The sequence below is a fragment of the Chryseobacterium scophthalmum genome (genome assembly GCF_900143185.1).
GTDB classification, from domain to species: Bacteria; Bacteroidota; Bacteroidia; order Flavobacteriales; family Weeksellaceae; genus Chryseobacterium; species Chryseobacterium scophthalmum.
This window is the reverse complement of the sequence record NZ_FSRQ01000001.1, coordinates 967,183-979,915: the sequence shown is the minus strand read 5'-3', so window position 1 is coordinate 979,915 and position 12,733 is coordinate 967,183. Positions and strand designations below refer to the sequence as shown.

Sequence of the window (12,733 nt, the reverse complement as noted above, 5' to 3'; positions counted from 1 at the left end):
ATTTAAAGAAATCTTTTGATCCAGCTTAGCTTTTTCTCAGAATAAGGCGGATATTTTATATTCGGTTCGCCCCAGGTTGCTCTTTCTAAAATGGCTTTTTGATGTGAAAAGGTTTCAAAACCAAATTTTCCGTGATAATTTCCGATCCCGGAATTTCCAACGCCACCAAACGGAAGGTTTTCATTTCCTAAATGCATGATCACGTCGTTAATACAACCTCCGCCAAAAGAGATTTTATTTTTAAAATTTTCTTTTTCTTCAGAATTATTGGTGAATAAATAAGCGGCCAAAGGTTTTTCGAGTTCTATAATTTCATTTAAAATCAAATTAAAATTGGTAAAAGAAATGACGGGTAAAATAGGACCGAAAATTTCTTCCTGCATCACTTCATCTTTCCAATTAATATTTGTTAAGATTGTGGGTTCTATATATCGTTTTTCTTCATCATAATTTCCTCCAAAATAAGTTTTATCCTGCTCAATAAGCTTTATTAATCGCTGAAGATTTTTTTGATTAATGATTTTTGTATAATGTTCAGATTGAGGTTCATATTTAAATTGCTGAATGTTTTTTCTCAGCATTTCTAAAAACTGTTCCTGTATAGATTCTTCAACCAATAAGTAATCCGGAGCAACACAGGTTTGTCCGGCATTTAAAAATTTTCCCCAAACAATTCTTTTAGCAGCGACTTCAAGATTAGCGTCTTTAGTAATGATTGCAGGTGATTTTCCTCCCAATTCCAGAACAACCGGAGTTAAATTTTCTGCTGCAGCTTTGTAAACGATATTCCCGATTTTTGTGCTTCCAGTAAAGAATATTTTATCGAATTTGAGCTTTAAAAGTTCTGTGGTCTCGTCAATTCCGCCTTCATAAACGTATAAATATTCCGGTGGAAAATTTTCATTGATGATTTTTGCCATCACTTTCATTGTATTTTCGGCAATTTCGCTGGGTTTTAAGATACAGCAGTTTCCGGCTGCTAAAGCTGCAACAATTGGAGATAACGAAAGCTGATAAGGATAATTCCAGGCTCCAATAACCAAAATATTTCCTAAAGGTTCGTTGTGAATTCTGCTTTTTCCGAATTGATTAGCAAGATTTGTTCGTACTTTTTTGGGTTTTGAAAGTGATTTTAAATTCTTTAGATAATATTTAATATCATTTAAAACAAATGAAATTTCTGTGGTAAATGTATCAAATTTTGATTTTCCGAAATCTTTATAAATCGCTTCATATAAAAGGTTTTCGTTTTCTAAAATCAAATCCCGAAGTTTTTCAAGATACATTTTTCTGAATCTTAAATTTTTCGTTTGCTGTGTTTTGAAAAACGCTTTCTGCTGTGATACAATTTCCTGAATTTCCATAAGTTAAATTGAAAATTTTAATGTACTTATCTGTTTTGTTGAATGAAAAATATTTACAATAAGCTTACCAATATTTTATTCATAATTAAAAAAGACACTTTATTAATGAAAATTTATATTTTATCATTGTTTTGTGATAAAAAAGTTATTAATTTTATTTCACCAAATTATTAAGATGAGAAAAATTCTACTACTAACTTTTCTTTTAATAAGTTATATTTTAAAATCCCAATGTACAGGATGTACAATTACAAATCCTACCAACCCCAATTTTCATTTTCCGGATAATGAAATTGTTTGTTTTACTACTAATACAACGTTTAATAATCCCACTTTTGGTTCCAATGTAAAGGTATGTATTGCGCCCGGAGTTACGGTTGAATTCGTGAACAATATTGCAGGAGTGAATAATGTGATGATTTATTTTGACGTGCATGGAACACTTCTTTTAGATCAAACAGTTACCACAGTTGCCGATCTTAATATACATGTTTTTAATAGTGGAAATATATCTGTAGGTTCCGGAAATGGAAATCTTACGTTAAACGGGCAACAGAATATTATTTTAAACGAAGGACTTATAGAACTGGGTGTTTTACAATTTGGAGACAATACTAATAATAACATCGATAATTATGGGAATTTAAATATCAACGGCAATGTTAATATGAGTAATTCTTCGGTGACTAAATTTAGAAATGAAGGTGGAGGGCTCATTCAGCTGACCGGAAATTATAGTAATAATGAAAACAGTGTTTACATCAATTGCGGAACGATTGTTTCTAATAATGGATTCAATATTAATGGAGGAGCTGTTTATAATACCGGTTTTTTTACAGTCGGAGGTGATATTAATATGTCGGGAAATTCCAGCGAAATTCATAATTACGGACTTTTTACTTCTACCGGAAATATGAATAATGCTCCCGCAGATGCTATTATTTATAACGAAGGAAAACTTTCTATAAATCAGTATCAAGGAGGAAATGCCGCATTTCATGGTCCTTCTTCTTCATCAAAAAAAGGATATATAGAAGTTGGAAATGCAATACAGGTAAATAATTCGGTGATCGGGCCTAATCTAGATTTTAAACGAACTACAGGAGTTTCTGATCCCGGTACAGTTTTTATAAACAGCAATCCTTCTTTTCTTGCCAATGTTACGTATGACTGTGCTTCAACAAATAGTTGTAGCGCACCTCTTATATTTATGCCTGGATTTTGTCCGACAATTAATGGTGATTTACCTCCAATGGCAGTAGATGATGCGTATACTATTGCGGCAGGTAATAATTCCACTGGGATTGTTTTAGATAATGATTTTGAAACATTCGGTGGAGCGCAAGCAACTGTAACGAATGTTATCATCTCTCAGGTTTCAACTTCCAATTCCGGAATTAATTTAAATACTGCGAATGGGCAAGTGGAAGTTAATGCAGGAACTCCTTCAGGAACTTATACTTTAGAATATCAGATCTGCCAGCAAGCCAATCCGTCCAATTGTGATACAGCCATTGTTACGATAACTGTTCCCGGAACTTCTACTTGTTACAAACCTGCTGCAAATACAGGAACAGTACTTCCTTCAAAAGTTGGAATTACCGCGTTGGGAAGAGCAGAATCGGGAGATGCAAATTGGCCTGCAGTAAGAAAAGGAGCTTGGATGGTTTTAGAATCTAAGACCAAAGGTTTTGTTTTGAATCGATTAACGGATGCAGAAGTTTCTTTAATTCCTGTAGCAGATCTAAAAGAAGGGATGATGGTTTACAATCTCACTCAAAACTGCCTTCAAATCAATATTAATGGAACTTCTACAGGTTGGAAATGTTTTAATAATCAAACTTGTCCGGATTAATTTTAAAATTAAATCAAAATGAAAAAAACAATTATACTGATAGGTTTAATAGCTTCTGTTACAGCGTATTCACAAGTTGCAATTGGGAAAACTATTTTGGAATCTGCGTCATCATCATTGGAATTTGGAAATGAAAACCGAGGAATGATGCTTCCTTGGGTGACGAATGCTTCAGATTTACAAAACACTGTCAACGGAACGCTGGTTTTTGATCTTTCTGATAAAAAAGTGAAATCTTTTCAGAATAATACCTGGGTAGATCTTTCTATCAACACATCAGGAATTGCCGACTCAAGCTTACAGGATAATCTTAATGATAATTCTTCAGCAAAAACTTCTATAGGAACACCCACAACAACTGCAGGAATTTTAGTTTTGGAAGATAATAACAAAGCCATGATTTTACCTAAAGTGGCAAGTCCGCATCTCAATATTATCTCTCCGGACGCAGGAATGATGGTTTATGATACCGTCAAAAAGCAACTCGCAGTTTTCAATGGTTCGGTATGGACATTTTGGGGCGAATGAAATTTAGGCTGGAAGTCTGAAGAGGGAAGCTGGAAGTTTAATAAGCACTATACTTACTTCCGACTTCCATCATCAAGCTTCCAACCTTAACAAAAGCTTACAGAATATTTCTTACTGCAATTTTTACCGGATGATACAGTAAAACGACAAATGCTGTAATTAATGCTAACCAAAACAATCCTGTGAAAATTTCCATATTGGAAAGAAGAATGGCTTGTGCATTAATTTTAGTTTTAAAAGCTCCTGCTGTCATAGATATCGACTCGTTTACCGGAAGTTTTGATATGTTTGCTCCAAAGATCTGACTCCATTGTGAGTAGAAAACAGGATTGGTATCGGTAAATTCGGAACTCAAAGTGTCTGAATGTTTTAAAGTTAAAAATAATATCAAATTTTGCATTAATGCATATCCTATTGCGGTTGTCCAGAATCTTGTGGAAGTTCCGACTGCCGTTGCATTAGAAACATATTGTTCGGGCATTCCTGCAATGAGAAAAAATACCAAAGGCGTGAAAAGCAATCCTTGCCCGACTCCCTGAAGAAATAATGGGGGACAAATCGTTTGAAGCGTTGTATCTGGATAAAAAGTATAAGTAAACCAGGCACAATCTATTGCTAAAATGAGAAAACCAGTGAAGAAAACCAATCTTGATGAAGCTCCTTTTGTAATACAAAGTGCAGACAGAAAAACGCCTAAGAGTGTTCCTGCAACATTCCAGTACTGAATTTCTACAATATAATCCCACGGCCATTTCCAAACGGTTGCCATAATATTGTAAACGTTATTGATGCTTGCTCTTAAAATATAAAAGATGAAGAAAAGTATGACACCAACGATCACATTTTTAGAACTGAATACTTCAAAATGAAAAAAAGGTCTTGCCGAATTTCTTTGTTTTAGCATAAATAAACCTCCGGAAATCATGCAGATAAAAAGACAGATGACGATAATATTTGATTCAAACCACATTAATCTCTTTCCATAAATAATTGCATATGCTCCAGATTGCAAACATAACCAAAGCAAAAACCAGCTCGCAATATCCAATTGGTACAATGGTTTCTTCGCAAAAAACCTGTTTTTATTGAAAATAGCCACCGCAATAATTAAAACAAAAACATGAAAATAAACCATCATTAAAATCATGTGCTGAAAATCGTAATCTTCAATACTCGACTTCAAAAGGGAAGTGGTAATCGTTCCGCCGGTGAGAATTATGGTATACATGAAAAGATAGGCAATCTCTTTGGCGTGTTTTGTTTTCAGTTCCGCAATGATTAACGGTAAGAATATAGCGCCTTCCAAAACTCCAAAAATTCCTTCCAAGACACGAATGACCAGAATAATATGATAGTCATTGGTAATGGAAAGAGCATAAAGAATAAGAATGGAAACGGAAGACATCAGCAACGTGTAGTATTTCACGCTGAAATACGCCATAAACCGCTGTATCACTAAAAGAGTAACCACAAATGTTCCGTACATTAAGATCATCAAATATTGAATGTCATCCGAATCCGCATCCATAAATGAAGAGGTAAAAGCACTGTTGGAATGCAAAAGCGACAACAACATCAGGTGAGGAAAAAGAGCTAAGATCAAAAGGGGTAATTTCAGCCATTGAGGCACCCATTTATGATAAACTGTATTGTGATGCATGATTTTTCTTTAAAAAGCGAATCAGCTTATTAGCCAATTACCGATTGTGTTTTATATTATTTTGTTTAATTTTTTAGGAGCTTGATCCCGCTTTTCACTATATCTTTTGTTTCGCTTCGCTACACAAAAGGATGCCGTTGCGATCGGGGCTAGAGTTGAGTCATTCCTTCAACGTTTATCATTATACAGAGCTTGTAATTCCGCAGGGATCTAGGCTCCAATCTTTCCTATAGAATACTATGTTTAGATCGCTACGGAATGACAAACTTGCTTAAAGAGTTTAAATAAAATTATTATTAGTGAAAAAATGCGAAAAGACAAAAAAGCAAGGGATAAAAGTAAAGGTAAGATGGCAAAATTGCGATTCTGTCTTTCCGCTAAAATATTTTAATTTGAAAATTTGACAATGAGATAATTTGAAAATTTCGAGCAGAATGTTTTTACTCTAAAACTCTAAAACACTCCGACACTCAAACTCTATATCTTTTTCGCGCTCACCAGAACATTCATTCCGGAAAGTAGCTTTTCGTTATTCTGATTGTTCTCAAGAATGATTTTCACCGGAAATCTTTGTTCTATTTTTACGAAATTTCCTGTTGCATTATCCGGTTTTACCAAAGAAAACTGTGAACCTGAAGCTGGGGAAACAGAAACTATTTTTCCTTTGAATTCAGCATTTGGATAAGCATCTGCAGTGATGATAACTTCTTTATTCTGATCAATTTCTCCTAACTGTGTTTCTTTATAATTGGCAATGATCCATTTTTCTTTGCTTACAATTTGTACCAAAGCCTGACCTTCTTTAATCAACTGACCTTCCTGAATGGTTTTCTTACCGACCCAACCGTCGTAAGGTGCTGTAACCACCGTGTAAGAAAGGAAAAGTTTGGCATTATTAAGATTTGCAGAGCTTTGCTGAATCTGGCTTTTTACCGGAGCAACTTTTGTTTCCTGTTCATTTACACTGGCTCTCACTGCATTTTTCTGTTGCTCTAAAGCTAAAAGGTTTGCTTTTGCCTGTTCATAAGAAGCTTTTGCATTTTCAAATTGCTGTTCAGTGGCGGCATCTTCAGAAACCAAGTTTTTATATCTTTTAAAATCCTGTTCGGTTCTCCAGATGTCTATTTTAGCGGAAGCTATTTTTGCATCAATAATTTTAGTGTCGCTGGCTTTTGTATTTACTCCGCTTTCGATGGTGTTAATGTTCTCAGAGTTTGCATTAAGGCTGGCTTCAGCCATTTTTACCTGATTGACAAATTCGCGATTGTCGATAATAATTAAAGTATCTCCTTTGTGAACGAATTGATTTTCGTTAAACTTAATAGTTTGAATAAACCCCGAAACTTTGCTTGAAACTGGCGTAATATATTGTTCGATTTGCGCATCGTTGGTCGTCACGTTTTTTCTTGAAAAAAGATAAAAGCTTAGCATTCCGGTAATTCCGGTGATGATGAGGATCCAGGCTAATAAAGTAATCGTTTTGTTGATTCTTTTTTCCTTTCGTGTTAATTGCTTTTGTGCCATAGTTTTTATAGGTTTCCAATAGTGTATTGGAGTTGGTAATATTTTAGTTGACGATTTATTTTTACTGAAATTAAATTAGATTGAGCTTCCAAATAAGCGTTGTCTGCATCGATTAATTCGGTGATAAGGCTTAATTTGTTGGTGTATTTCTTTCTTACAATTCTGTAGTTTTCCTTAGCCTGATCAATTGCTTCTTGTGCGATGCTCACTTTCTGATCGGTTTCTTCAAACTTTTTGTAAGCTTCATAAACATTATGTCTGATATTTTCTTCATTTTCTTCGATCTGCAATTTGGCAAGGCTAATATTTTCCTTTGCTTCCTGCATTTTGTATTTATTTTTATACAGACTTTCGATAGGATAAGTAAGATTGACACCAATCATTCCTAAACGATAGGCATAAGGTTCGGGCGGAAAAAACATCATATTCGGATATTTCATAAAATATTCTCCACCTGCTGTAATTTTGGGTAAATAATTAGCTTTTGTAATTTTTTTATCTAATTCCTTCAACGAAAGATTTTTGGTTGCCATTTCAACAGTTTCGTTTTTATGCAAAGCAGTTTCCGTTAATTCATCCACGTAAGGAATTTTTGCATTTTCTGAGATCAGATCTTCCGTATCAACATGCATTTCTTGATTTTCGGGAAGTGACAGAATGGTTTTTAATTTATGTTCTGCAATTTGTACATCATTATCCAGTTCTGTCCAGCTCATTTTGTGATTGGAAAGCTGTAAGGAAGTTCTCAAGACTTCATTTACCGTTACAACACCGTTTGCTTTTAAAGCTTTTACCTGTTTAATATTGACAGAATCTTCATGCATTTTATCATTGATTAAACCTTGCTGTTCTTTTAAATGATGGATCTGAAGAAAAGCAGTGATGATCTCCATCGTTAATTGTCTTTTATCTAAATGTGTTTTTAGTGAAGAAATTTCAGTGTCAATTGCTGCTTTTTTTTCAATATTTTTAATTTTTCCACCTATGTAAACTGGGATTGAAGCCGAAAGCGTAAAATCATACATTCCATTGATGATATCATACTTTGTTGCTTTTCCAAATACGCCATTTTCATGTTGAAAAAGATTTGAAACCTGATTATAACTTGTGTGAAATTCAATATCCGGAAGCTTTTCCATTTTGAGATCTTTCTCTTTGGTCTCGGACATTTCATTTTTTAAATGACTGATCTGAATTTTTTTATTGTTTTTTAATCCAATCTCAACAGCTTGTTGCAAACTGAGATGTTGATAATCGATCATCTGTGAATGTAGAAAACTGCTTATCAATAATAAGCACAACGCCATACAGTGATATCTGTGTGCGCCAAATATCATTTTCATAATTTAAATAAAAGTTTTTTGCTAAATTGATTTTGATTCTGCAAATTTACGGGGTGAAGCTTGAGACATGATTTGTGAAAACAGAAAAATATTTGTCCATTTGCGCCAAATTGATTTTTTTATTACCTTTATTCGATGAACGACAGTCATTTTGGAGCCGTTGAAGAATTGGATGCCGAATTTTATATCTATCATGTTCTTGCAGATAATGTAAAAACAGAAATACATCATCACAGTTCTGCTCAGTTAGTGTATGCAGAAGGCGGTATTGTACATATTTTTACCGATTTGAAACATTGGTATTTACCAGCAAGATGTTTTATGTGGATTCCTGCTGGAACTCCGCATTATATTTTTTCTACAAGCCCGAAAGTTGACCTTTATAACTTTTATTTTAAAAAAGAAGAAAATGAAAATGGCTTTTTTGATGAAATTAATATCTATTCAGTCAGTCATTTGCTTAGAGAGATGATTTTATATACAAAAGACTGGGATGGGAAAATCACAAAAAATGATGGTGCTAATTATTATTTCCTTAAAGCTTTAAAAGGTATTTTACCTGAAAAACGAGATAAAAAACTGGCATTTCCGATCCAGCATCCTTTTCCCAATGATGAAACATTATTGAAGGTTGCGCAATACATTCACGCCAATCTTGAAAAGCCCTTAACCATCGAATCTACCGCAAAAGAATTTGGAATGAGCACAAGAACGCTTTCGAGAAAGTTTAAAGAAATTTTGGGGATGAATTACGTTCGTTTTCTACGTGCTTTGCGAATTACCCGTTCTCTGGAATTAATGATCGAAGAAAAATACAATATGTATGAAATTGCTATGATGGTGGGGTACAACAGTCTTTCGTCTTTCAGTAATATTTTTAAAAAAGTAATCGGAATTCCTCCGACGGAGTATCAGCAAAAGCTGAGAGGGAATGATTAGGTGGAGAGTGATGTGTTTGAGAGTTGGATGGTTTTAGAGCTAGTGAGTTTTTACTGCGAAGTTTTTTGTGTCGTTGCGAGAAATGATGTGATGAAGCAATCTCTTTAAAAGAATCATTAATAAAGATCTTCATAAAGTTTGTCATCCTGACAGGATCTAGGCAATGGTTTTTACAAATCAGTCTCTACAAAAAGAGTTTAGATTCCTAAGGAATGACAAAGTGGACGTAGATTTTAATTTTATATCGAGATTACTTTGTCGCTACGCTTCTCGCAATGAAAAAACTTCTAACGCACGAATTCCCTTCCTTTGGAGGGGTGGCGAAAATTCGAAAGAATTTTTGACGGGGTGGTTTATGAGGCTAAAAATTGCTTCTTCACTAAACTTCTCGCAATGACAGAAATGGAATGAAAGACAGATTTCCTAGCCCCGATAAAAACGGTTACCCCGCAACAAGGAGTGGGAAAGTTTGAGGGTTTTGGTGTGGGAATGGGTTTAGAGTGAGGAGTATGAGTGGTTAGCGGGAAATAGCTTCTAAAAAACATACTAAAAACAAAAAACCACTTCAAATGAAGTGGTTCATATTTTTGAGAAAATCTCTTTAAATCTTATGCTTCTTCAGTAGAAGGAGTTTCTTCAACTTTAACTTTAGGAGCAGCTGGTTTTGGAGCTTCTACCGGTGCGTCAGATACGATGTCGAATTCGAAGTTGTATTCTACATTTCTGTGTAATCTTACGTTTGCAGTTACTTTACCAGTTCTCTTAATAGTGTTTCCTGGGATTTTGATATACTTCTTATCAACAGAAACTCCAGCTTTAGCAAGAGCAGCAGAAAGATCTGCATTGTTGATAGATCCGAATAATTTATCACCAGAACCTACTTTTGCAGGGATAGTAATAGAAGTTTTCTTTAATTGATCTACTACAGCAGTTGCAGCAGCAATTAATTTAGCTTCTTCTTCTTTTCTAGCTTCCAAAGTAGCTTCAAGAGCTGCAATGTTTTTAGGAGTAGCTAAAAGTGCATAACCTTGAGGTAACAAGAAGTTTCTTGCATAACCTGGTTTTACGCTTACTGTGTCGAATTCAAGACCTAAGTTTTCTACGTCTTTTTTTAGAATAATGTTCATTGTTGTTGTCCGTTTTAGTTTTAGAGCCAAGAACCAAGAATCAAGAATCAAGACTTTAAAAATCTTTTATCTCTTATCTTTTATCTCTTATCTAAATCGTTAGAATTAATATTTATTCAGCAACAAAAGAAGAGATTGCTCTCTTCTTTTATTTATTTTTTTAGCTTATTTCAATAAGTCAGCTACGTAAGGCATCAAAGCTAAGTGTCTAGCTCTTTTGATAGCAGAAGAAACTTTTCTTTGGTATTTCAAAGAAGTTCCAGTGTATCTTCTAGGTAAAATTTTACCTTGCTCGTTTACGAATTGTAATAAGAAATCAGCATCTTTGTAATCAACGTGCTTAATTCCGAATTTTTTGAATCTACAGTACTTTTTATCAGTTTTAGTGTTGATATCAAGTGGTGTAAGGAATTTTACTTCAGATTCTCCTCCAGCTGAGGCTTGTTTAGCCATATCATCTATTGCCATGTCTTGTCTTTTTTAAATTTTGGGTTAATAAATAATTAAGCTCTTGAAGCTTTAAGTTTAGTTCTTCTAGTTACAGCGTACTCTACAGCGTGCTTGTCTAGTTTTGTAGTAAGGTAACGAATTACTCTTTCGTCACGTTTGAATGCTAATTCTAAATCAGCAACTACATTACCTTCACCTTTAAACTCGATTAAAGTGTAGAATCCATTCTTTTTTAATTGAATTGGATAAGCTAATTTTTTTAATCCCCAATTTTCTCTAGTGACAATCTCACAGTTCTTTTCTTTCAAAAGATCTACATACTTGTTCACTGCTTCCTCCACCTGAGCTTCAGATAGAACGGGAGTTAAAATGAAAACAGTTTCGTAATTGTTCATAATGTTAAATGAATTTGTTAATTATTTCGAGGTGCAAAATTATGAAATCTATTTGTAATATACAATATGAAGCAGGTTTTTTATTGGAATAAAAAAAGACCCGCAAAAACGGGTCTTTAATTCATTTTAGAATAAATTGATTATTTCTTGATTATTTTCGCAGACTGTAAACCGGTTTCTGTTTCTGCAGTTATTACATAAGTTCCAGAACTTAGACTTGAAACATTAATTGCAGGTTTGTTTGAATCAATCATTTCAGTTAGTACATTCTTACCACTTAAGTCATATATTTTTACTGATTTTATTTTTGATACTGAATCAATATTTAAAATATCAGAAACAGGATTAGGGTATATTTTTAGGTTTGAATCTTTTTTAGTCAAGTCATTTACAGATAAAGAAGTAGCCACATTTACGGTGTAGTCTTCCGCTTGTCCATAACTACCATCTTCACAAGGGAGGGTAAGGTCCGTTGTTCCGTCTAGCTTTTTAATTCTCATTCTGGTATTTCCAAGAAGAGCAGTTGCGGGAACGGCGATAGAATGTACCGCCTGAGCAGCATCAGTTCCTGTAGAATTTGTAATCGTTTGTGTTACAGTATATACTTCCCCGGCATCACTTAGGCTTCCGTTTTGATTCCAGTCAATGAATACTGCAAAATTGTTTGTGTAATTTCCACCAGTATTACCTTTTAAAGTAATATCATAAGACTGTCCTCTGGCTACGTTGGCTGTTTGTGTAAGGAAATATTCATGACTGTTTCCAACGTATGCAGTTGCACTACTTGTATTATTGATTCCTGCAAAATTTACTAAAGTAATTGGTTCGTCAGCATCGTCCCCGAAAAAATCTGAAAATACAAGTGGTCCACAATAAGAAGGTGGTGGTGCAACATAAGTAAAATCTACTTTAATGTTATCTACCATCAACATAAATTTGTCATTACTGTTATTAACGAAGGCAAATCTTACATTTTGACCAATGTATGGAGTTAGACTTACAGCTCTGCTCGTCCAGTATTTGTTTTCGCCTGAGGTATTGTAAAGCTCTACAGTAAAATCATTAACTGTATTTCCTCCGTTTGGAGCAAGCATTACTTTGTAGCCATCAGGATAATCTCCGTCTTGTGCTTTGGCGTCCCAATATAAAGTGGGTGAAGCTCCAGAAACAGGAATTGTGGGGGAAATTAGCCAATCATTTGATGTTCCTGCGGGAGTATACCAAGATGTACTCATTGCTGCATAGTTTCCAGCCGGTCCTCCAAAACTTCCGTTAGCTCCTTGTCTGTCGATACGATTCCAGCCATTGGTTATGAAATTTACAGCCGAAGCGGGTGTTAATCCGTCAACATCTATTATAGTCCAAGCTGTGATTCCCTGACCGTTTCCATCGAAATTCTCCTGAAATATCTGGCTGAAACCAAATACAGGAAGTCCTAAAAGTAGTACACTGAGTAAATGTCTTTTCATAGTATTTAGTTTTTTTGTATTCTTTCCCAAGTTAAACAAAAAAATAATTACATTTCAAATGTAAGTGATATTTAAGATG

11 protein-coding genes are annotated in these 12,733 nt (G+C 34.4%); 3 read left to right on the top strand and 8 right to left on the bottom strand.

Annotated elements, in window-relative coordinates; genetic code table 11:
* Positions 1-2 precede the first annotated feature (2 nt).
* On the bottom strand, positions 3-1,364 hold the full coding sequence (locus tag BUR17_RS04505; protein ID WP_074229149.1) for an aldehyde dehydrogenase: 1,362 nt from the start codon (positions 1,362-1,364) through the stop codon (positions 3-5).
* Between the two features lie 175 nt (positions 1,365-1,539).
* Between BUR17_RS04505 and BUR17_RS04500 the strand changes: the two genes are divergently transcribed.
* Both BUR17_RS04500 and BUR17_RS04495 read left to right on the top strand, forming a co-directional pair.
* The gene (locus BUR17_RS04500) at positions 1,540-3,219 is read left to right on the top strand and encodes a hypothetical protein (protein ID WP_074229148.1); all 1,680 of its coding nucleotides are present in this window, start codon (positions 1,540-1,542) and stop codon (positions 3,217-3,219) included.
* Positions 3,220-3,237: 18 nt separating this feature from the next.
* Positions 3,238-3,747, top strand: coding sequence for a hypothetical protein (locus BUR17_RS04495; RefSeq protein ID WP_074229147.1), 510 nt, complete (start codon positions 3,238-3,240; stop codon positions 3,745-3,747).
* A 97-nt stretch (positions 3,748-3,844) separates the two neighbouring features.
* Here the strand turns inward: BUR17_RS04495 and BUR17_RS04490 are convergent, their stop codons facing one another.
* The 3 genes from BUR17_RS04490 to BUR17_RS04480 form a co-directional block, all read right to left on the bottom strand.
* On the bottom strand, positions 3,845-5,407 hold the full coding sequence (locus tag BUR17_RS04490) for an MFS transporter (RefSeq protein ID WP_143747520.1): 1,563 nt from the start codon (positions 5,405-5,407) through the stop codon (positions 3,845-3,847).
* A 477-nt stretch (positions 5,408-5,884) separates the two neighbouring features.
* Positions 5,885-6,931 carry an HlyD family secretion protein gene (locus tag BUR17_RS04485; RefSeq protein WP_074229145.1) on the bottom strand — a complete coding sequence of 349 codons (1,047 nt, stop codon included), beginning with the start codon at positions 6,929-6,931 and terminating at the stop codon, positions 5,885-5,887.
* A gap of 5 nt (positions 6,932-6,936) precedes the next feature.
* Positions 6,937-8,274, bottom strand: coding sequence for a TolC family protein (locus BUR17_RS04480; protein WP_228418612.1), 1,338 nt, complete (start codon positions 8,272-8,274; stop codon positions 6,937-6,939).
* Between the two features lie 135 nt (positions 8,275-8,409).
* Between BUR17_RS04480 and BUR17_RS04475 the strand changes: the two genes are divergently transcribed.
* Positions 8,410-9,213 (top strand): helix-turn-helix domain-containing protein, encoded by an 804-nt coding sequence (locus tag BUR17_RS04475; protein WP_074229143.1) that lies wholly within the window; start codon positions 8,410-8,412, stop codon positions 9,211-9,213.
* A 608-nt stretch (positions 9,214-9,821) separates the two neighbouring features.
* Here the strand turns inward: BUR17_RS04475 and rplI are convergent.
* The 4 genes from rplI to BUR17_RS04450 form a co-directional block, all read right to left on the bottom strand.
* Positions 9,822-10,340: a 50S ribosomal protein L9 gene (gene rplI, locus BUR17_RS04465; protein WP_074229141.1), complete on the bottom strand. Its 519-nt coding sequence runs from the start codon at positions 10,338-10,340 to the stop codon at positions 9,822-9,824.
* A 165-nt stretch (positions 10,341-10,505) separates the two neighbouring features.
* A complete protein-coding gene (gene rpsR, locus BUR17_RS04460; RefSeq protein WP_074229140.1) occupies positions 10,506-10,808 on the bottom strand; it encodes a 30S ribosomal protein S18 in 303 nt (100 codons plus the stop codon).
* 35 nt (positions 10,809-10,843) lie between these two features.
* Positions 10,844-11,185 carry a 30S ribosomal protein S6 gene (gene rpsF / locus BUR17_RS04455; RefSeq protein ID WP_074229139.1) on the bottom strand — a complete coding sequence of 114 codons (342 nt, stop codon included), beginning with the start codon at positions 11,183-11,185 and terminating at the stop codon, positions 10,844-10,846.
* 140 nt (positions 11,186-11,325) lie between these two features.
* The gene (locus BUR17_RS04450) at positions 11,326-12,654 is read right to left on the bottom strand and encodes a T9SS-dependent choice-of-anchor J family protein (protein ID WP_143747519.1); all 1,329 of its coding nucleotides are present in this window, start codon (positions 12,652-12,654) and stop codon (positions 11,326-11,328) included.
* Positions 12,655-12,733 lie beyond the last annotated feature (79 nt).

Bases quoted from the DNA above. Each gene is read 5' to 3' on its own strand.
- BUR17_RS04485 (WP_074229145.1), bottom strand. From the start codon at position 6,931: ATGGCACAAAAGCAATTAACACGAAAGGAAAAAAGAATCAACAAAACG.
- BUR17_RS04495 (WP_074229147.1), top strand. From the start codon at position 3,238: ATGAAAAAAACAATTATACTGATAGGTTTAATAGCTTCTGTTACAGCG.
- rpsF (WP_074229139.1), bottom strand. From the start codon at position 11,185: ATGAACAATTACGAAACTGTTTTCATTTTAACTCCCGTTCTATCTGAA.
- BUR17_RS04475 (WP_074229143.1), top strand. From the start codon at position 8,410: ATGAACGACAGTCATTTTGGAGCCGTTGAAGAATTGGATGCCGAATTT.
- rplI (WP_074229141.1), bottom strand. From the start codon at position 10,340: ATGAACATTATTCTAAAAAAAGACGTAGAAAACTTAGGTCTTGAATTC.
- BUR17_RS04490 (WP_143747520.1), bottom strand. From the start codon at position 5,407: ATGCATCACAATACAGTTTATCATAAATGGGTGCCTCAATGGCTGAAA.
- BUR17_RS04500 (WP_074229148.1), top strand. From the start codon at position 1,540: ATGAGAAAAATTCTACTACTAACTTTTCTTTTAATAAGTTATATTTTA.
- BUR17_RS04505 (WP_074229149.1), bottom strand. From the start codon at position 1,364: ATGGAAATTCAGGAAATTGTATCACAGCAGAAAGCGTTTTTCAAAACA.
- rpsR (WP_074229140.1), bottom strand. From the start codon at position 10,808: ATGGCAATAGATGATATGGCTAAACAAGCCTCAGCTGGAGGAGAATCT.
- BUR17_RS04480 (WP_228418612.1), bottom strand. From the start codon at position 8,274: ATGAAAATGATATTTGGCGCACACAGATATCACTGTATGGCGTTGTGC.
- BUR17_RS04450 (WP_143747519.1), bottom strand. From the start codon at position 12,654: ATGAAAAGACATTTACTCAGTGTACTACTTTTAGGACTTCCTGTATTT.